This window comes from Bifidobacterium sp. FKU (assembly GCF_026016385.1).
In the GTDB taxonomy this organism is placed as follows: Bacteria; Actinomycetota; Actinomycetes; order Actinomycetales; family Bifidobacteriaceae; genus Bifidobacterium; species Bifidobacterium infantis.
Genome location: NZ_CP092888.1, coordinates 1,181,220 through 1,200,990 on the forward strand (window position 1 = coordinate 1,181,220; position 19,771 = coordinate 1,200,990).

Genomic DNA, 19,771 nt, shown 5'->3' on the forward strand with positions numbered 1-19,771 from the left:
GAACTTTACGAGTATTTCAAATCGTGTATCCTATGGGCGAGTACGGCGCTGACCGTGCTATATATATCAACTTACGAACCAAAGACGACGAAAGGACCATGATGGCTCAGGATTATGATTCCCCCCGCAATAAGGATGAGGACGAGGAATCGCTGCAGGCGCTGGGGAAGTCCTCGCAGAACGCCTCGGGCGACATCGACGACGATGAGAACGCCATCGCCGAAGACTACGAACTGCCGGGCGCCGATTTGAGCAACGAGGATTCCTCGGTGACCGTCATCCCCATGCAAGGTGACGAGTTCATCTGCTCGCAGTGCTTCCTGGTCAAGCATCGTAGCCAGCTCGCCTACACGGACGAGGATGGCCAGCCGGTGTGTGAGGAGTGCGCCGCCTGATGGCGTTCGACGAGACCTACAACGAGCCCGAATCCACCGAGGTCCTGGTCAAAAGCCTCGACCCCGAACACCCGGCCCTGCTCCGGTACGCGCATGCGGGCGATGCCGGCGCCGATCTCATCACCACCGTCGACGTGACCCTCAAGCCCTTCGAGCGGGCATTGGTGCCCACCGGCGTGGCCATCGCCCTGCCTGCGGGCTACGTGGCGTTGGTGCATCCGCGTTCCGGGCTGGCCGCCAAGCAGGGCATCACCGTGCTCAACGCGCCTGGCACCGTTGATGCAGGCTACCGTGGCGAAATCAAGGTGCCGCTGATCAACCTCGATCCGAAGCACACCGCCGTCTTCCATCCGGGCGATCGCATCGCTCAATTGGTGATTCAGCGGTATGTTGAGGCTCGGTTCATCCCGGCCGAGACACTGCCCGGATCCGATCGCGCCGAACGCGGGTTCGGTTCGACGGGAGTGGCGTCCTGACCGGATTAGGCCGGTTGAATGACCAAGGTGATGACGGCAACAACGGTTGCGGAACCAATGATGGCGGGCGGGTGCGTGCGCATGGCACTGGTTCGCGGTTACAATGAACTTCATGAAGGGAGGTGACTGGCATGGCAGAGATTGATGGCGAGCAGTACGCCGCCCGTAAACTGGGTTGCGAGATCAGCGCCGATCCGCTCAATCCGCTGGATCCAATCAAGAAGGTATGCAAGTCCCACCACCCCGGTGAGGATTTGTCCATCCTCGACCGCGCGTACCGGCGCGCCGTCATCCAGCATTGCGCGCAACGGCGCAAGTCGGGCGAACCATACATCATCCATCCGTTGGCCGTTTCCCAGATTCTCGCGGATCTGGGCATGGGGCCGATTGTGGTGGCGGCCGGTCTGCTGCATGACACGGTGGAGGACACCGACTACACGTTGGATCAATGCCGTGCCGAGTTCGGCGACACCGTGGCCGGTCTGGTCGATGGCGTCACCAAGCTCAGCCAGCTTGAAGTGGGTGATTCCGCCCAAGCCGAAACCATTCGCAAACTCGTGGTGGCCATGAGCCGCGACGTGCGCACCCTGGTGGTCAAGCTGGCCGACCGTGTGCACAACGCCCGCACCTGGCGCTATGTGAAGACCACGTCGGCGCAGAGGAAGGCGCGTGAAACCCTCGACGTGTACGCCCCTTTGGCCAACCGACTCGGTATGAACGCCATCAAGACGGAGCTCGAGGAACTGAGCTTCAAGGTGCTCTACCCGAAGATCTACAACGAGATCGTGGTGCTGGTGGCTCGCCGAGCCGGCCAGCGCGATGTGTACCTGAAGCAGATTCTGGCGGAGATCAACGAGGATCTCGACGAGCAGAACATCAAGGCATACGTCACCGGACGCCCGAAGGACTACTTCTCCATCTACCAGAAGATGATCGTGCGCGGCCATGATTTCGCGAACATCTACGATTTGGTCGGTGTGCGCATCATCGTCGACACCATTCAGGACTGCTATGCGGCTCTCGGTGCCGTGCATGCGCGGTGGAACCCGGTTCCCGGCCGGTTCAAGGACTACATCGCCATGCCGAAGCTCAACATGTACCAGTCGCTGCACACCACGGTGGTGGGTCCGGGCGGCAAGCCGGTCGAAATCCAGATTCGCACCTGGGACATGCACCGCCGCGCCGAGTTCGGCATCGCCGCGCACTGGAAATACAAGGAAAACGGCCAGGCCGGCCGCGCCCTGAGCTCGCCAGACAAGTCCGACCGCAGGCGTGACGAGAAGAACCAGGAGCTTTCCGAAGCCGACAATCTCAAATGGATTCAGCAGCTTGCCGATTGGACTTCGGAAACCCCAGATTCCAACGAATTCCTCGGTTCCCTGAAGGAAGACCTCGGCTCGTCCGAAGTCTATGTCTTCACGCCGAAGGGCAAGATCGTCTCTTTGCCGACCCATGCCACACCGGTCGATTTCGCCTATGCCGTGCATACCGAAGTGGGCCACCGTACGATGGGCGCGCGCGTCAACGGGCGTTTGGTGCCGCTCGACACCACGCTCGACAACGGCGACACCGTGGAGATCCTGACTTCCAAGTCCGATACCGCCGGTCCTTCGCGCGACTGGCTGAGCTTCGTCAAGAGCCCGAAGGCACGAAACAAGATCCGCCAGTGGTTCTCGAAGGAACGTCGTACCGAGGCTATTGAGGAAGGCCGCGACGAACTGACCCGCGCTATGCGCAAACGTAACTTGCCGGTCAATGCGCTGCTGACCACCGAGGCATTGATCGGTGTGGCCGACGACCTCAATTTCCCGAACGCCGACGCTGTGTTCGCCGCCATCGGTGATGGGCAGATCTCCACGCAGAACGTCATCTCGCATCTGGTCAAGGATGCCGGGGCCGACGAGGTCGATGAGGAGGTCGAGCAGGAGGCTCTGCCGCTCAAGCCCATCGAGCGCAAAACTTCCAGCAGCTCCACCGGGGTATCAGTCAAGGGCGTGGGCGATGTGTGGATCAAACTCGCCCGTTGTTGCATGCCGGTGCCCGGTGATGACATCATCGGATTCATCACCCGCAACCAGGGTGTGTCCGTGCATCGCACCGATTGTCAGAATATGATCGACTTGAAGAGCAAGCAGCCCGAGCGTGTGGTCGAGGTCGAATGGACCAGCACCAAGGGTCTGTTCATGGTCAAGATTCAAGTCGAGGCATTGGACCGCCGCAACCTGCTGTCGGATGTGACGCGCGTGCTTTCCGATCATGGCGTGAATATCATCTCGGGTACGATCGCCACGGGTTCCGATCGAGTGGCCACCAGCCAGTTCAGCTTCGAGATGGCGGATCCGCAGCATCTCAACTCGCTGTTGGCTGCCGTGCGCAAGATCGACGGTGTGTTTGACGTATACCGCATCACCGGTGCCAAGGAATCCGCCGAACCCCGTCTGCGCAAGATGAAGTAGGGATGTGGGTGGCATACGGCGGGGCCCCGGTCCGAATCGTCGGATCGGGGCCCCGCCTTGTGGCACTTGTGGCATGAAAGTGTGGGCGGTTTTTACCGCTTCACTTCGATGGAGAGGATTCCTGCGGGCTCGAGCGGACGGTCAGACGAATCGGTGTCCAGTGCTTCGAGCTTGTCGACGACCTTCTTGGAGGCGTCGTCGACGACTTCGCCGAAGATGGTGTGATGGCCGTTGAGCCAAGGGGTCGGCACGGTGGTGATGAAGAACTGCGAGCCGTTGGTCCCGTGGATTTTGCCGTCCATGCCACGGCGGAGCCCGGCATTGGCCATGGCCAACAGGTACGGCTTGTCGAATTGCAGGCCGGGGTCGATCTCATCGTCGAATTCGTAGCCGGGTCCGCCGGTGCCGGTGCCCAGCGGGCAGCCGCCCTGAATCATGAAATCCTTGATGATGCGGTGGAAGGTCAGACCGTTGTAGAAGGGTTCATGGGAAGGCTGGCCGGTGTACGGGTCGGCCCATTCCTTCTCGCCGGTGGCGAGGCCCAGGAAGTTGGCCACGGTGTTCGGTGCCTTGTCGTCGAACAGGTTGATGGTGATATCGCCCTCAGAGGTGCGCATGATGATGGTAGTCATGGTCTTAAGTGTCTCATGGGCTTGAGACCGGACAGTGGGTGCATGAGCTATGCTCCTTGTGGGACCTGCCCGGTTGTGAGGACTACTCTCGGGAGAGACATGATGTTCGGAGCGGTTATTTCCAGTTGAATGTGTAGCTTTGGTCCGGCTGTTCCTCGCCATGGGTGGTGACGGTCGGGATGTTGCCGTGCCAGGTGACGGTGAAGTTGCCCGAGCCTAATGATTTGCCGTCGTTGTGCAGATCCGTTTTGATTTCCGTGACGTTCTCGGAACCGATAACACCGGGATCGGTGTCCCAAGAGACTTTGACCGTGATGCTGCTTGGGCCGAAGAATATGGGCGAGCCGAGTTCGCTGATGGTCACTTCGCAGGTGCCGTCAGCGGATTTCGCGTTCACGATGCGATGCGACATATCCGTTTGCATCCATATGAGAGTGCAGCCTCCAGCCCAGATCAGCGCGATTGCGAGAATGATATGCTCAACGATGTGTGCCGCTTTATGTGAGTATCCTTCGGTCATAAATTCCCCACGCTCGTGTCATCATGCCATAGCCTTCAACCGGAGCCTTTTCATCGGTCGTTGAAAAGATGGTTGGCGATATCGCCCCGACCTCCGAAGCCGGACGGCACGTCACCCAAAGAGTTCTTAGCGAAGTCGAACAATCCCATGGTCATGCCTCTTTACCTTTGGGAAACCAATATGACTACCGTATCAGTTGTCGGCGTCATCGCCGAGGCTTGCGATTTGCGGAAGTGGCCCATATCCATGCATCGCGTCATGAAACGGGACGCCGTCTCGCGCGTAATTCGTGCCTGTAGAATCTTTAAAGACCAAGTTTGGAGGGAGCGGAATCATGCCACGCAAGCTGATCATGTGCGGGGACCATCCGGTCCTTGCGTTCGAATACGATCCCGAGTCCGGTCGCGCGTGCTCCTCTGGTGAGGTTCTTGACCATGATCGTCTGCCCCTGGAGTTCACCACGCATGGCAAGAGCGCGCTGTATGCCAGGAGGATCGACGAATGGTGGAGGTCCCGCGCCATCCCCTCCACCCGCGACGGCATCCGCCGTGTGCTCGAATCGCTTGGCGCGGCATCGACCGGCGAACTGCTCGACAGGACCTACGGGCTGAGCCTGTCGGACCAGTACTGGGTCAGACGCGAGGATGACCCGGCCGAATGGAAGGACGTCAACTTCTTCGACAATCCCTTCGACGAGGCGCTGGGCGAGATCCTGCTCACCTCGTACTCGTCGTCCCATGACATCAGCCTCAACGTCCCCGACGTGTCCACTGGCGGCGATCTTCCCAAACGCTGGACGATCGACAGGGCCACCGGCAGGAGACTGCTCGTCAAGTCGGGCCGTACTGGCCAGGAGCCGATGAACGAGGTCATCGCCTCGAGGCTCTGCATGCGATTGGGCGTTCCGGCCGTCTGGTATTCCCTGGCGCGCAACGGCAACCGTCTGGTGTCCACATGCGCGGACATGCTCTCCAATCATGAGGAGCTGGTCTCCGCCTGGCAGGTGCTCCAATCCGTCAAGGCCGTCAACGGCCTCAACTCGCATGACCAGTGGGTCCGCGCCGCCGTCGGCTTCGGCGCAGACGAACGGGCGGTTCGTGACGCCACGGACGATTGGCTCGTGGTCGACTACCTCATGCGCAATACAGATAGGCATTACAACAACTTCGGTCTGATACGGAACATCGAGACCCTTGCGGTCCGTCCGGCCCCGATCTACGACACTGGCGCGAGCCTGTGGAGCGGCGAGCTCGATGTGGACGGCCGCGACTGGTTCGCCAAGCCGTTCTGCACCGCCACCGGCAAGCCCTCGGCTTTGCGGCAGCTCAGACTGGTGGAGGATTGGGGCCGGTTCGATCTGGATGCTCTGTCGGACTGGCCCGACGAGGTGGCGTACGAGTTGTCGCGCATGCGCATGTTCGCGCCCGAACGCCTCGACGCCATCCGGGTACAGTTGGTAAAGCGTATCGGGATGCTCCGCAGAATCAGCGAAGGTGAGGTCCTTCGTGTTTCTGGCCCGATTCGCAATAAAACGGATTTGATGGACAGATTCGGCGAGACGTTGCGGAAGAACCTTGGACAACGGGACGGGGATGCCAGAAGCGTCGGAACCGGACCGGATGCGTTGAGCCGTCATCTGAACCGCTAGCGCAACGAATCACTACTGGAATAATGGACTTTGCAACCGGAACACGAAAAGAGGAGCATGATGGCCAATCCCGAGCTGTCACGGCACATCCAGGCCCTTCCCGACGAGCTGAACGCCCTTGAAGGGGGACGGGAGATTTCCGAACACCTGCGGAGGGTCGACGCGCTGAAGGACCGGGCCCGCTCGCTGGAGCCGTTGGACGGTGTCGAGGACATGGCGTTGGCGGATTACGACCGCGACTGGCTGGTGCGCTACACCTACAACTCGAACGCCATTGAGGGATCCACGCTGACCCTGGAGGACACGTCGCTGGTGTTGGAGGGCGAGTTCGTCCCATCGGACTCGCCGGCCAGATACGTGTTCGCAGCGCGAGGGGTCGCTGACGGCATGGCCTACGTGCGCGAATATGCCAAGGAGGGGCGGAAGCTGAACGAGGAGCTGATCCGTCGTCTACACGAGGTGACCGCATTGGATCTCCAGCCGTTCGCCCGCGGCACGTTCCGTCCTTATGGCTATTTGGCGCGGATCACCGCCACCCGAGTCAAGACCGCGGACCCGCTGGAGATCCGCGACGACCTGCGATCCTTGATCGACGGGTTGGATGGCTGCGCAGCGCATCCGCTGCTCAGGGCCGCCGGTTTCCACGCGATGTTCGAGAACATCCATCCATTCATGGACGGCAACGGGCGGACCGGCCGCCAGCTGCTCAACTTCGTGCTGCTGCGGAACGGATACCGTCCCGTGGCCATCAAATACGATGCGGGTCGGTCATACGCGCGAGGCCTGGAGGCATGGCAGGTGGACGGCAAGCCGGATTCGTTCTGCTCCATTTTCCTAGACTGCGTGGAACAGGAGGAACAGACGCTCGTCGATCTGATCGAGCGGCTTCGCCATCTGAGATAGGTCGCAGGAACACTCGCATGCTTCTTTCGTGTGCGTCGGTAAGCCGCTGATATGCACAGAAGAATGAGATTATTCTTGGGTGCCTGTAGATGCCTCGTGGAAAACGAGCGTAACCGGCAGGTTTCCCAAAAACCGAAAACCTTGGAATAAAGCAAAAAACAGTTGGCTAGGATTATCATGCGAGGTGCGCATGATGATGGTAGTCATGGTTCCAAGTGTCTCATGGGCTTGAGACCGGGGAAGAGACGTGATTGCGGGAATGGCGCGGAGAGCTGGGAATGGGCGTGGGCAATAGCCGGGACAACATGCCGCAGCCCCCTACCACGGTCCCTCCCCGGTTCTGCTAGATGTATAGATTGTTTTTAAGAAAACATAGAAAGTATGGGAGATATAGGTAATCGTGACACCTCTTGTCGGCGTGAAGGTACGGAAAAGCGCAAATTTCCTTCTGGCGGGCTTTGAGCGGCGAACAGAGTGGTACACTCATTCTGGGAATTGGTAGAAAGCCTTGCTGTTGCTGGGTTTGTGGGTTTCGGTAGATAGAGTCTCCATGATGTGCACAGACCTCATGATGCGACGGGCTTGCCTGTTCGGGCCGCTGCTCGCTTCCGGCTGCGAGGTGCTGATTTCGGGGGAGGGGACGCGCCGCGTGCGATTGTTCGACGGTGAGCGGGCCTTGGTCGGGAACGCCACGGCCAAACGAAGAAGGGAATTCACGGAGACGCGTCTTTTGGCCCACGAGGCCTTACGACGTATCGGCCATGATGGGCCCATACTCAAAGGTTCGGATGGTGAACCGCTCTGGCCGTCCGGCATCGTGGGATCGCTGTCGCATTGTCCGTCGCTGTGCGTCGCCGCCGTGGCGTCGGCGGAAAGAATCCGTGCCGTGGGAGTGGACGTGGACGATTCGGACGGATTGTCCGACGGGATCATGCGGTTCGTGTTCTCTTCCGAAGAGCTCGCATCATTGCGTATGGCCTCCTCGGTGGAACGTAGGGCGGCCTTCTGCGCGAAGGAGGCCGCCTCGAAGGCGTTGTACGCATTGGACGGGACGGGGGACTTCCGTAAGGTATCCGTGAGCCTGAAGGCGGATGGAACGTTCGCCGCTGTGAGACGGGATGTGGCGTTGCGCGGCCAATGGCGATTCTACGATCGGCTGGTATCCGCGATGGTCGCCGTTCCCTCGGAGACCGTCTCAGGGGCGCGGACCCCTCGAATGAGCAGCCGGAGCAGAAAGGAATAGGCCGCATCGTCATCGTCGACGGGCGTATCATGTTCGGGTCGTGTCTCGAATTGGACGAATCCGTGCACGGCGGACCATATGGACCATGCGATGAGGTGCGGGTCATCCCTCCGGATCTTTCCCGCGGCCTGCCCGCAGCGCACCAGCTCGGTCATGGCGGCGAGGCATGCCTCCGAAGCCTCGCCCGCATGCCATCGCCACAACAGGGCGTAGATGCCGGGCGACGCCTTGGCGTGCCCGCGGTATACGACTCCCGCATCGTAGAGTCTTTGCAGGGGATCCTCAGTGGTGACGCGCAGGAGCTTCTCCCGTAACGTCTGGAAACTGTCGTTGATGAGAGCGTCGATGACGGCCTGCTTGTCGCCGATATGCCGGTAGATGCTCGCGGGGGACACATCCGCCTTTTCCGAGAGAAGCCGGATGGTGAAGGCGTCATAGCCGTCCTCTTCGATGATTCGTTTCGAGGCGTCGAGTATGAGGCCCCTGATCTCGGTGGTGGGCGTCCGCTGGCTTTTTGTCGTTTTCCGAATAGTCCTCATATGCTTCTCCGCATCATCCCGCCGTTACGGATGAAAAACGCCATCCGGCCCGTAGATCCCTGCACCGTCCCATGATGGGTGGGGTCGAAGGTCCAGCCACGCTCTTGGACCGCGCCTCGATGGGTGTGATGGCTGGTCCCACCGCATTGAGATTGCCACCGAGCCAAGACATGTCGGGGAACGCCGGCCGTCAGGAGACGGTCCGTCATATCCGTGTCCTTGATCCGTGGGATCCGTCCGTCGTCTTTCATGATGGATGTTCCTTTCTATTGGGGGAGATTGCCTGAATCGTGTTTGGGAAGTGTGATCCAGCAGAGCAGCGCGAACGCCAATGCGAGGGCGCAGGCGATCCAGCATGCCGCATGCGTGGCGCTCATGAAACTGGTCGAGACGGACTGCTCCACGGTCTGTCGGATGCCTGCCGGCAGGTGCGGAAGGATCGATTTCGCGGCCATCACCGAATCCTCCGCGGCTTTCGCGATGGAAGACGGGATCTGCAGTCCGGACAACGAGTCCGAGAGCTCGTCGGGGTAGACGGAGGAGATCGCGGACCCCATGACGGCGACGCCCAGCGTGCCGCCGATCTCACAGATCGTGTCGTTGACGGCCGATGCGGCGCCGGTCGAGCTTTCCGGAACGGTGCTCATCAGGGCGTCCGTGGCGGGCCCTTGAATCAGGGCGATGCCGGCCGCCATCAGGGCCATGGTGGGTACGACCACGAACCAGTAGCTGCAATGGGCGTCGACACGCGTGACCACGAACATGCTCGCCGACAGGAACAGCAATCCCGTCGAGACGACCGACCGGTATCCGAAACGTTTCGCCAATTGCGTGGCGAACGGGGCGACCGCCGCCATGACCACCGCGAAGGGCAGCGTCGCGACCGCCGTCTGCAATGCGGTGTATCCACGCAATGCCTGGAACCATTGGGTGGTGATGAAGATGAAGCCGAACAGGCAGAAGAACGCGACGCAGATCGCGCAGGTGCTGCTCGTGAACGTGGCCCTTCGGAACAGGCCGACATCGATGAGCGGGGCGTGCGTATGCCCCTCGACCGCCGCGAACACCGCAAGTATGATCAGGGCCGCGCAGATGCCGCCTATGACCTGCCAGGAGAACCAGCCGTAAGTCGGGCGTTCGATGATCCCCCACACCAGCAGGCCCACGCCGGCCACCGATAACACGGTGCCGGGGAAATCGAACCTCTCGGAACGGTACTCCCGTACCTCGGGCACCGCCACCGCGATGCAGGCCAGCGCCACCACGCCGATGACGGAGCACACCCAGAAAATGGAATTCCACGCATAGTGCTCCAGCAGGACGCCGCCGATGATCGGGCCCAGGGCGATGCCGACCCCTGATGTCGCCGCCCACAGGCCAACGGCCAGGCTACGGTACCTGGAGCCTTCGAAGATGACGATGATTGACGACAGCGTCGCCGGATAGATCAGCGCGGCGCAGACCCCCAACACCACGCGCAGCGTCACCAGATGCCACAGGGCCCAGGAGAAGGCCGTGGCTGCGGAGACCACGGCGAATCCCGCCAATCCGACGAGCAGCATCCGTCTTCTTCCCCATCGGTCGCTGAGTTTGCCGGCGGGCAGGAGCAGCGCCGCAAAGGACAGCGTGTAGGCGTCCACCACCCATTGCAGGTCCGTGGACGAGGCGTTCAACGCGTCGCTCATCGTGGGAATCGCGACGTTGACGATGGTGTTGTCCATCACGACCAGCAGCACCGCCAGACACAGGGCGGTGAGGGCCAGCCCCCTGTTCCCGGACCGTGCGTGTCTCCGGACCGGCATGGGGGTGGGAATCAACGAACGTTCAGATTGCATATCAATGCTCTCCTACTGTGTAACAATGTTATCTACAAATGAAACAATACTCCTCTCCGTGGGGGATCGCCACCATCCGTCAGCGAGGCCTGGAAGCGCTCCGCGTGCGGACGGACCCACCGTCGGCGCCATGAACCATGCCGCCGCCCGTGGCGCGGGAACGGGAAGGCCATGCGGCGTCGCCCGGGGTCCGCAAACCCCATGGCATGTTCCGGGCCCGGGAATGCCACGGCCGATGGGTCCTCCAAAATCAGCGCCGTCCGCTTCCGGGCGGAGAGTTCGTGCGGTCGCTTTGATGTGTGTTTCGGCAAGTTGCCGCCCGCATTTTGAGCAGTGTTTTTCCGCAGTTCGAGGTGGTGACGTTTTCTTGGACTCCCTGACCGGGAGGAGAACCCCCTCATGGCGAAGTACAGCAGGGAGCAGCGCGACAGAGCCGTGGACCTGTACATCAAATACGAACGCTGCGCCGCCGACGTGATCCGCGAGCTCGGCTATCCCAGCAAGGGCGTGTTGCTGTCGTGGTACGCGGACCGGCTCGAGGAGGAGCGCACCGGCGTTCCCTCCGGGCGCGGGGAACGCTACAGGCGGTACACGGACGGGCAGAAACGGGCCGCGGTGGACCATTACCTCGAATACGGCAGACGGCCCGGCCGCACCATGCGGATGCTCGGCTATCCGAAAAGCAAGGAACTGCTCATGGCGTGGATCGACGAGCTCGCGCCCGGCCAACGCAAGTTGAGGCACGGTCCGGTCCCCGAGGAGCTGAAACGCGAGGCGGTGGTCGCGGTCGCGTCCGGACGGCCGGAATCGCGTGAGGCGGCAGCCGAACTGGGCGTGCAGGACGCGACTGTGCGAGAATGGAAACGGCAGATGCTCGCGAAATCCGAGGAGGCGACTGTGTCCGGATCCGGGAAAAGAAGGACCGTCGTGGAATCCAAGGAGCCGTCCGTCAAGCCGACCGTGGCTCCGAACGCGTCGGACGCGGCCGGTCCGGCGGATGCGTTGGCGTCGATGGAGAGGAAAGTGGCGGAGCTCCAGGCCCGTCTGGACGAGTTGGACGCCGATGTCGAACGGCAACGACGGGAGAAGAGGGAACTCGACATCGAGATCGCGATCCGGAAGGGCGCGTTGGAGCTGTTGGGAAAAGAGCCGGGCGCAGACCCGGAAAACCCGGCCAGCCGAGAGAAGACACTCCTCGTCAAGACCGTTAGCGAGACGCTGGGCGTGACGGCCAGGAGCCTCTTGCCCGTGGTCGGCATCGCGCGCAGCACGTACCATTACCAGCTCAAGTCCATGAAACGTCCTGACAAAGACGCGCCGCTGCCGGAGCTCGTGCGCGAGGCGTTCCGGGAACAGCGAACGCCGCTACGGGTACAAGCGGATCCACCTGGAGCCGGAAAGCATGGGCGTCAGGGTATCGGCCAAACGGATCATGCGGCTGATGACCTCACATGGCCTGGTGCCCCTGTCCAGGAGCGCGAAGCGGTACAGCTCGTACAAGGGCGAGCTCACCAAGGCGCCGAAGAACCTGGTGAACCGCGATTTCCACGCCGAGCGGCCGAACATGCCGTGGGTCACGGATTTGACGGAATTCTCGATCCTGGCGGGAAAGGCCTACCTGTCGCCCGTGATCGACTGCTACGACGGCATGCCGGTCGCCTGGACGATCGGCACGAGCCCGAACGCCGAGCTGGCCAACGGCATGCTCACCGACGCCTGCTCCACGCTCAAGGACGGAGAGAAGCCGATCATCCACAGTGACCGCGGCTGCCACTACCGGTGGCCGGAATGGATCCGCATCTGCACGGACAACAACCTGACGCGTTCGATGAGCGCGAAAGGCTGTTCTCCGGACAACGCGGCCGCGGAGGGGTTCTTCGGCCGTCTCAAGCAGGAGTTCTTCCACAAGCGCAGCTTCGCGGGCGTCTCGATGGACGGGTTCATCAACATGCTCAACGACTACATGGTCTGGTACCGGGACAGGCGGATCAAGACGGAGTTCGGCATGAGCATCATGGATCGTCGACGCGAGCTCGGTCTTGTGGCATGATTGGTGGTGATGGAATCAACGACGAGTCCAACAAAACGGCACCAGCCCCAACACGAAACACCGACTTGACGAAATACAGCGGTGATCTCGTGGAGCTTGCGGATCACGTCGATATCCAGCGGATGCCTCCGGTCGACGAACCATTCCACATAGGCCATGCCGTCGGCGACACCACGCGCCGCGAAGATATACCGCGCAGGGCTGTCCGTGGGGACGAACTCGCCTTCCATGACCAGTTCGGTATCCTTCAGCGACAGCGTGGATCCCTCGATCGCGTTCGAGTTATAGACGTATCGCGCCAGCCAGTCCCTGCGGTACTCGTCGATGGCCGACTGCTCCACGCCGTCAAGCGGGAGCAGCCGGGTAAGCCTGCGCTTCGACTCGTCCGCACGGGCCATGGATTCCGATACCGCGGGGTCGGACATGAGCCGGCTGAGCGTATCCGGCAACGCGTTGATCCGTTGGGTGAGAGACGGGTTCAGCATGACTTCTTCCTTCCTTGCCCCGCCGGCTGCGGCATTCGACCGCACGACGGAGGGGCGATACTGGTCCGCTGGCGCAGGAGCGGCGTCAACTCCAACAGACCATAGTCTACAAGGACGAGGTTGCGTCCCGTGGCTTTTCGTGTCCGAGAAATGACGGGTCAGCCGGTACACGTGCGCGCCGCGGGCGGCGCGCACGAGGATGCCGGATCCGACTGGCCTGTCCAGCAAATTGTCTTGGCTCAGTGCAATAACCAAGTGTTGCTTGATTCCGATGGGGAATTGTGTTTTGTTCTATACGTGTTCTCTGCTGGCATATTGTATGTGTCATTCTTCTCGATAAGTGCTACCTTTCAGTTGTAATGAAAGGGGGCGGTAACAATGATTCAGACATCAAATCAATATGATTTTGATCTTGGTGAGGTGTCGGTGATTTCAGCGCCGATTCTCACTGATATCAGTATTGGTATCAATAGCTGAATGACTTCATTCGGGCGTGGATGAGTAACACTTGTCTGCGCCCCGAATGATTTTTTCGGAGTAAAAATGACTGATGAAATAAGATATAGACTCGCTGATGCTGTGTCAATATATGACAATGGTCAAGGCTATCTGTTAATTGTGCTCGGGCAGCGGGGGACAATTTGCCGTTTACCGTATCGACAAATGACGTTTGATCTGTTACAGTTCTTGGAATCTCCAGCAGATATTCAGTCGATTGAGATTAGATTCCCAGCTGTTACGCGTTCTTCTCTTCGAGCGGCTATTGACAAACTTGTCAGTTTGGACGTATTGCGTGTCGAACACGCTGAGCCGCGACAAATTAGATGCCTGCTGCTCGGATGCGGGTCTATTGGAAGTCATATTTATCGGCAGATTTCAATGCTTGCTTTGGAACATATTACTTTGGTCGATCATGATGTTGTCACTGTAGACAACATTTACCGTCAGGATTACGTGCGAACAGACATTGGGAAGAAAAAGGTTGATGTGCTGAAATCCAGGGCGTCAAGATGTCTTTCTATAGATAGCATTGATAAAATGATAACTTGTCATAGTGAACTTGATGAATTAATTGACCGAGAGAAAATCAACTTAGTAATTCAAGCGGCAGACGTTCCAAGCACCACCGAAGTCGCAAGGATGATTAACTACTCATGTGATAAGAAAGATATAGCGTTCATTGTTAATCCAGGCTATTTTGGTAATTCGGTAAGTTTGCCTGAATTCTATTATCCGAACAATAAATATGACTATATTTCTTCACACTTGGCAATCAAAGGCAAGCTATTGCTGCACCATGAGTCCGGTAAGCTTAGCTATCGATTATGTTCAACATTGGGATCGTTGGTAGCGGAACAGGTTGAAGATTATCGATGTCATTGCTGTCCTGCTCATTATGGAGAAAAGGGTTATCGATATATATGATTATGCTTGGCATACTGAGCAAGTTTGTAAAGAACCAGTGCCGCCTAATCTTCTGTAGGATTCCAGTACTGGTAGGGTATGGAGAAATTATTAGATGAGTAATTCGTTAAAGCTCGTTTCTGCTCCTGTGCGCGAAAGCAGGTTGTGGGATATCCCAGGTTACGTGCCATGGTTCACGGCGGACAGCGCGACGGCCATCGGCGTGGCCCTGCGGTATCTGGCGGTCTCTCTGATCGGATACAAGCTCACCGGATCGACCACAGCAGCGGGTTGGTTGGGCTCGCTGGCCGCGATCGCACAGCAGGCGGCCGCCGTGTTCGGCGGGACATTCGCCGACCGTCACGATCGCAAGACACTGATCATCGTGAACGCGACAGCGGGCGTCATCTGTTGGGGGTCAGTCGCTGCGCTGCTCATGGCCGGCAAGCTGGTCTTCCCCGTGCTGCTTGCCATCGCGGTGTTCGAGTCTGCGGTCAACGGGTTTCTCGGCCCCGCCTCGGATGCGATGCTCAAATCCATCGTCGATATTCGCTCATATCCGAAAGCGCGCAGTCTCAACGAAGGCCGTGACGCGACCATCAACATGGCCGGCAGCCCAGTCGGCGGCCTGCTGTACGGCATCGCCCCGTGGTTGCCGTTCCTGTCGGCTGCGGTCATGTACCTGCTGGCAGGCGTGGCTGCGACACGTATCCGAGTCGGCGGAAATCCGCGGAACGGCAGCGATAGCGGCAACGGCGATAGCGACGATGACGGTGGGAAAGCGGGCGGCGCGTCATTTTTCCGTGATTTCGCCGAAGGATGGTCGTGGTCGCTGCACCGCAGGATGCTGGTGTTGACGATGGTGTCGTCCGCGCTGGCGAATTTCGGGGTCAATGGCTTCCAGTATGCGATTCAGCTGCATCTGATGCGCACCGGCGTGAACGCGACGCTCATCGGATTCGTGAATACGGGCGTATTCCTCGCGATGCTGGCGGGTGCGTTCATCGCCGGACGGATCAGCGATACCGCACCGGTCGGGCCGGTGACATGCTGCGGATTCGTGTTCATCTGCATCGCTTCGCTGCCGATGCTGCTGACCGACAACTACTGGGTGCTGCTTATCGCCAACGCCGTGATGTGCCTGCCGTTCCCGATCATCAACGCGTTGCAGCTCGGGTTCATTTTCGGTAAGACGCCCGACGCGATGCAGGGGCGTATCACCGTGACGCTTACCGTACCGGCCCAGGCACTGTCCGCGTTCTGCTCAGCGACGGCCGGAAGTCTGCTGCCCGCTTTCGGATTCAGCGGGACTATGCTGGTGTTCTGGGCGGTGATGCTCGTCAGTATGCTGCTAATCGTCAGTTCGCGCAGCCTGCGCACCATTCCACGCGCCGACCAGTGGGATCGCACACCGCTGGAGTAGCCGCGGACGGCCACCAACCATGGGGACTATGCATCGCTGCGCGCTGCTCTCCGCACACGTCTTCCATTCCGCAAACCGGCTGCGCTGACAGGACGATGAGTGCGGTCAGTTTGCGGCAGTCAGTTTGGGAAGAACTCAAAATCTCGATTCAGCAGGCTCAAATCACGAGTTTTCAGATTGTGGTCTGGAAAACTCGGTGGAAGAGGCTGATCCCGGGAGAAATTGAGAAATCCGGATGTCCGTTTGCGCGACCGATTCTATGAAAACTTCCGGATGCGCGCGGGAGTTTAGCGCGAAACATGAATCCGGCGAAGTTCTCCCGGGAACGGCTTCAAGGTCGATTTTTGAGAATCGCGGAATTCCAACGTTTTTGTTGAGAGATTATGCATGAGAGTACCGGATTCTCGTAAACTCCCGCGTCCGGCACGGGAGTTCAGCGGCGAATTCCCGAAGTCAGCGTAAACTCCCGCAGAATCTGGGAGATTATGGCCCGACGAGGTCTACCAGAACGAACTCCCAGATTGGCCGCCGTTCAGCCAGACGAAAACGACCCAGCACCGGCGGAATCGAACAAACAAGCGCCACAACCACCATCAAGCAGTCGGCAACGTCATTATGAGCTGATAGGAACCAACCTTCTTGTCCGTCATCCCAGTAAACGTTGCGTTAGTTGACATGTCAGGGTATTATTCTCGAACAGTGTGTAAACACACTATTCACGTATACCTCTGGCGTGTCCGGCGATGGGATGCCCGCGGCGGATATCGGACACGATCTTCCCGAGATAAGGGGCTGCGGACATTTTCTTGGAGATGGTCACGCAGCCATTCCCTGGCTTTGACGGTATTGTACAGGACTCATCCAACCAAGCGACCGTTTGATGCGCTCGTGGTTGTACCAGCGGATGTAATCGTCGATCAGGATGAGCACCTCGTCGCGTGTGCGTTTCTCCCAATGCTCGGGATAGACGGATTCCGTCTTCATTCGACCGAAGAACCCCTCCGCGGCGGCGTTGTCCGGGGAACAGCCCTTCGCGCTCATTGACCGCGTCAGGCCGTACCGTTCCATGAGGTCCAGCCATCCGGGCCACCGGTAATGGCAGCCGCGATCGGAATGCACCAGGGGCTTCACCCCCTCCGGCAGCGTTTCCGCGGCCTTGACGAGCATCCTGTTGGCGAGCTCCGCGTTGGGACTGAAACCGGCCGTGTACGCGACGATCTTGCCATCGTGACAGTCGATCATCGGCGAGAGGTACACCTTCCCGTCCCTGGCCTTGATCTCGCTGATGTCCGTCAGCCACTTCTCATTCGGCCGTTCGGCCGTAAATTCGCGGTTGACGAGGTTGTCGGGAGCCGGCGTCGTCTCGCCCTCGTAGGAACTATACCTGCGCCGTTTGGGCGCGTGCGCCACGAGCCCGTCCTCGGCCATGATCCGGCGGATCACCTTCTCCGAGACGCCGGTCCTGAGCATGGCCTTGATGCGGCGGTACCCGTACCTGCCCTTGGAAGCGGCGAACGCCTCGGCCACCCTGACGCGCACACCGGCGTATTTGTCAATGGCGAGCCGGGCGTGGTGGTAGTGGTAGCTGCTGGGCGCGATGGCGAGCAAGCATGTCATCGAGCTGAGCGAATACGCCGGCCTCAACCGGTCGATCAGCAGCGTCTTCTCCCTGTTCGACAGGCGCCGCAGGTCGGCGCCTGGGTCTTTTTTTACGACCTCAACCACCTCCCGCATCAACGCGTTCTCCAGTTCCAGTTCCTCGACCCTGCGGCGCAACGCCTCCACGTCATCGTTGCCGTCCCCGGCATTCCGGCTTCGTCGCGGCGCGGGCTTGTTGGTCTGGCTGGCGTTCCTGTTCCTGGGCTGCAGCGCGGCCATGCCGCCCTCACGATACGCCTTGACCCAGTTGTGGACAGCTCCGACGCTCACGCCGAGCCGTTCGGCGGCCTGCTTCTGCTGCATGCCGCCCAGCACCAGCTCGATCGCCTTGGTCCTCGTTTCCAGCGGGATGATCGGTTTCGCCATATGGCCAGCATACCGGGGATCCTTTGCCAGCCAGCGTTCCAGGCACTGCCTGGTCGGATAGCCCAGATGCCTCACCACCTGGGCCGTTGTCATCGGCGTGGTGAAGTACAGCTCCACCACGCGCTGTCGTTCCTCGGGACTGAACATATGATAATCCTTTCGTTCAGTCTCCAAGAAAATGTCCGCAGCCCCTAACGCCCGGTTTGTTGCGCACTTTGGTTGAGGTCTGAATGAAGGGACATGGTCCGTCGCCGGGGTACGATTTCAGTCGCCAAACATAAAACCGCTATGGAAAGAGGCGACGAACCATGTCGAACCAGATTCTACAGGTCGACGAGAACATGCTCGAGACGAAGCTGGACCGTCTCGTGTCCCGGAAGGGCGAGGAGCTGTTGAACGCGATGCTGGACGCGGAGGCCGACGAGATCACCGGGGCCGCGAGATACGAGCGTGCGTCCGGTCGGAGGGCCTACCGTGCGGGCCACTACGAGCGGAACCTGACCGTGAAGGCCGGGACGATGACGCTCAGGGTGCCGAAGCTGAAGGGCGCGGTCTTCGAGTCGGCGGTCATCGAACGCTACCGGCGTCGCGAGCAGAGCGTCGAGGAGGCGCTGATCGACATGTACCTGGCCGGCGTCAGCACGCGTCAGGTCGACGACATCAGCCGCCTGCTGTGGGGCGAGCGGATGCCCTCCCAGACGCTCTCCGACAAGCTCAAGCGCGTGTACGAGGACATCGATCAATGGCGGAACCGTCCCCTGGCGGCCCATTCGTACCCGTACCTGTTCGTGGACGGCGTGTGGCACAAGCGCACGTGGGGCGGGTCGGTCGAGAATGTGAGCGTGCTGGTCGCCATCGGCGTGGACGACACCGGTCACCGTGAGGTCGTCGGCGTCGCGGAGGGCATGAAGGAGGACAAGGCCAGCTGGGAGCAGTTCGTCAGGAGCATGATCGAACGCGGTCTCAGGGGCGTGCGGCTCGTGGTCGGCGACCGGTGCGCCGGGCTCGTCTCCACCGTGAACTCGATGCTGCCGGACGCGCGCTACCAGCGGTGCATGGTCCACTTCATGCGCAACGTCCTGTCCAAGGTCAGCCACAAGCACGCGGCATGGGCCGCGTCCGCCCTGAAGGCCGTGTTCGCCATGGAAAGCCGGCAGGCCGCGTTGGAGAAGGCCGAACAGGTCGCCACCGAAATGGAGTCCAAGGGGCTGAAGGCCGCCGCCTCCTGCCTCAGGGAAGGCATCAGCGAGACCACGACCTACCTGCTCGACGACTATCCCGTCGAGCATCGGCGGCGGATCCGCACGAACAACATGATCGAACGGCTCAACCGCGAGATCCGCCGGCGCACCAGAGTGGTCGGCAGCTTCCCGGACGGCAGGAGCGCGCTCATGCTCGTCTGCGCCAGGATCCGCTACGTCACCGCCAACCAATGGAGCGCACGCCGCTACCTGGACATGTCCCGGCTCGACGGCATCATGCAATCAACCGACTGAAGTTGTCCTCCCGGCAACGGGCCGAACCGCTTTTGCGCAAGAATTCGGGCGTTATCCATTGCCGTTCTGGGACAGGCTGTAACGGATCGCCACCTAGGTCACGCTCTCATCGTCCGCGTCGGTCATGCCATTCGCTGTAGGAAATCCCTAACGATTGAATCCCACTGCGCGTCGGTCAGAATACTTTCGCCCGCGCGTCATATGAGCCATTAGGCCGATATACTCTGAGTATACCAATTCC

16 protein-coding genes and 1 pseudogene are annotated in these 19,771 nt (G+C 60.1%); 10 read left to right on the top strand and 7 right to left on the bottom strand.

The window, feature by feature from the left end; all coding sequences use genetic code 11:
- The first annotated feature begins 101 nt into the window (after positions 1 to 101).
- The 3 genes from MMB48_RS05150 to MMB48_RS05160 all read left to right on the top strand — a co-directional run bounded on the left by MMB48_RS05150 (position 102) and on the right by MMB48_RS05160 (position 3,327).
- The gene (locus MMB48_RS05150) at positions 102 to 395 is read left to right on the top strand and encodes a DUF4193 domain-containing protein (protein WP_032745175.1); all 294 of its coding nucleotides are present in this window, start codon (positions 102 to 104) and stop codon (positions 393 to 395) included.
- On the top strand, positions 395 to 871 hold the full coding sequence (dut, locus tag MMB48_RS05155) for a dUTP diphosphatase (protein ID WP_032745173.1): 477 nt from the start codon (positions 395 to 397) through the stop codon (positions 869 to 871). The genes MMB48_RS05150 and dut overlap by 1 nt, the downstream gene beginning before the upstream one ends.
- A 131-nt stretch (positions 872 to 1,002) precedes the next feature.
- On the top strand, positions 1,003 to 3,327 hold the full coding sequence (locus MMB48_RS05160; protein ID WP_136527128.1) for a RelA/SpoT family protein: 2,325 nt from the start codon (positions 1,003 to 1,005) through the stop codon (positions 3,325 to 3,327).
- A gap of 92 nt (positions 3,328 to 3,419) precedes the next feature.
- Here MMB48_RS05160 and MMB48_RS05165 read toward each other — a convergent pair whose 3' ends face one another.
- Positions 3,420 to 3,959, bottom strand: coding sequence for a peptidylprolyl isomerase (locus MMB48_RS05165; RefSeq protein ID WP_032745169.1), 540 nt, complete (start codon positions 3,957 to 3,959; stop codon positions 3,420 to 3,422).
- A 115-nt stretch (positions 3,960 to 4,074) separates the two neighbouring features.
- Positions 4,075 to 4,371, bottom strand: coding sequence for a hypothetical protein (locus MMB48_RS05170; RefSeq protein ID WP_014483669.1), 297 nt, complete (start codon positions 4,369 to 4,371; stop codon positions 4,075 to 4,077).
- A 442-nt stretch (positions 4,372 to 4,813) separates the two neighbouring features.
- On the opposite strand from MMB48_RS05170, the gene MMB48_RS05175 reads away from it, so the two are divergent.
- Both MMB48_RS05175 and MMB48_RS05180 read left to right on the top strand, forming a co-directional pair.
- Positions 4,814 to 6,127, top strand: coding sequence for a HipA domain-containing protein (locus MMB48_RS05175; RefSeq protein WP_032745166.1), 1,314 nt, complete (start codon positions 4,814 to 4,816; stop codon positions 6,125 to 6,127).
- Between the two features lie 60 nt (positions 6,128 to 6,187).
- Positions 6,188 to 7,030 carry a Fic family protein gene (locus MMB48_RS05180; RefSeq protein ID WP_012577339.1) on the top strand — a complete coding sequence of 281 codons (843 nt, stop codon included), beginning with the start codon at positions 6,188 to 6,190 and terminating at the stop codon, positions 7,028 to 7,030.
- Between the two features lie 69 nt (positions 7,031 to 7,099).
- On the opposite strand, the gene MMB48_RS05185 is transcribed toward MMB48_RS05180, so the two are convergent.
- A complete protein-coding gene (locus MMB48_RS05185; protein ID WP_168928604.1) occupies positions 7,100 to 7,237 on the bottom strand; it encodes a hypothetical protein in 138 nt (45 codons plus the stop codon).
- Between the two features lie 343 nt (positions 7,238 to 7,580).
- Here MMB48_RS05185 and MMB48_RS05190 point away from each other — a divergent pair, with 343 nt between their 5' ends.
- The gene (locus MMB48_RS05190; RefSeq protein WP_080714899.1) at positions 7,581 to 8,273 is read left to right on the top strand and encodes a 4'-phosphopantetheinyl transferase family protein; all 693 of its coding nucleotides are present in this window, start codon (positions 7,581 to 7,583) and stop codon (positions 8,271 to 8,273) included.
- Here the strand turns inward: MMB48_RS05190 and MMB48_RS05195 are convergent.
- Positions 8,177 to 8,812 (bottom strand): TetR/AcrR family transcriptional regulator, encoded by a 636-nt coding sequence (locus MMB48_RS05195; protein ID WP_032745163.1) that lies wholly within the window; start codon positions 8,810 to 8,812, stop codon positions 8,177 to 8,179. The two genes, MMB48_RS05190 and MMB48_RS05195, sit on opposite strands and share 97 nt — an antisense overlap.
- A gap of 266 nt (positions 8,813 to 9,078) precedes the next feature.
- The gene (locus tag MMB48_RS05200; RefSeq protein ID WP_032745161.1) at positions 9,079 to 10,647 is read right to left on the bottom strand and encodes an MFS transporter; all 1,569 of its coding nucleotides are present in this window, start codon (positions 10,645 to 10,647) and stop codon (positions 9,079 to 9,081) included.
- A 1,402-nt stretch (positions 10,648 to 12,049) separates the two neighbouring features.
- Between MMB48_RS05200 and MMB48_RS05205 the strand changes: the two genes are divergently transcribed.
- The gene (locus MMB48_RS05205; RefSeq protein ID WP_230581285.1) at positions 12,050 to 12,697 is read left to right on the top strand and encodes an IS3 family transposase; all 648 of its coding nucleotides are present in this window, start codon (positions 12,050 to 12,052) and stop codon (positions 12,695 to 12,697) included.
- On the opposite strand, the gene MMB48_RS05210 is transcribed toward MMB48_RS05205, so the two are convergent.
- Positions 12,607 to 13,182 (bottom strand): hypothetical protein, encoded by a 576-nt coding sequence (locus tag MMB48_RS05210; RefSeq protein ID WP_050496315.1) that lies wholly within the window; start codon positions 13,180 to 13,182, stop codon positions 12,607 to 12,609. The two genes, MMB48_RS05205 and MMB48_RS05210, sit on opposite strands and share 91 nt — an antisense overlap.
- A gap of 543 nt (positions 13,183 to 13,725) precedes the next feature.
- On the opposite strand from MMB48_RS05210, the gene MMB48_RS05215 reads away from it, so the two are divergent.
- Entirely contained in the window at positions 13,726 to 14,607 is an 882-nt protein-coding gene (locus tag MMB48_RS05215; protein ID WP_080714898.1) for a ThiF family adenylyltransferase, read from the top strand.
- A 94-nt stretch (positions 14,608 to 14,701) separates the two neighbouring features.
- A pseudogene (locus tag MMB48_RS11685) lies at positions 14,702 to 15,490 on the top strand (MFS transporter); the annotation flags it as partial.
- A gap of 1,335 nt (positions 15,491 to 16,825) precedes the next feature.
- Here the strand turns inward: MMB48_RS11685 and MMB48_RS05225 are convergent.
- Entirely contained in the window at positions 16,826 to 18,181 is a 1,356-nt protein-coding gene (locus MMB48_RS05225; protein WP_176338716.1) for an IS3 family transposase, read from the bottom strand.
- Positions 18,182 to 18,342: 161 nt separating this feature from the next.
- On the opposite strand from MMB48_RS05225, the gene MMB48_RS05230 reads away from it, so the two are divergent.
- Positions 18,343 to 19,530 carry an IS256 family transposase gene (locus tag MMB48_RS05230; protein ID WP_012577342.1) on the top strand — a complete coding sequence of 396 codons (1,188 nt, stop codon included), beginning with the start codon at positions 18,343 to 18,345 and terminating at the stop codon, positions 19,528 to 19,530.
- The last annotated feature ends 241 nt before the right edge of the window (positions 19,531 to 19,771 follow it).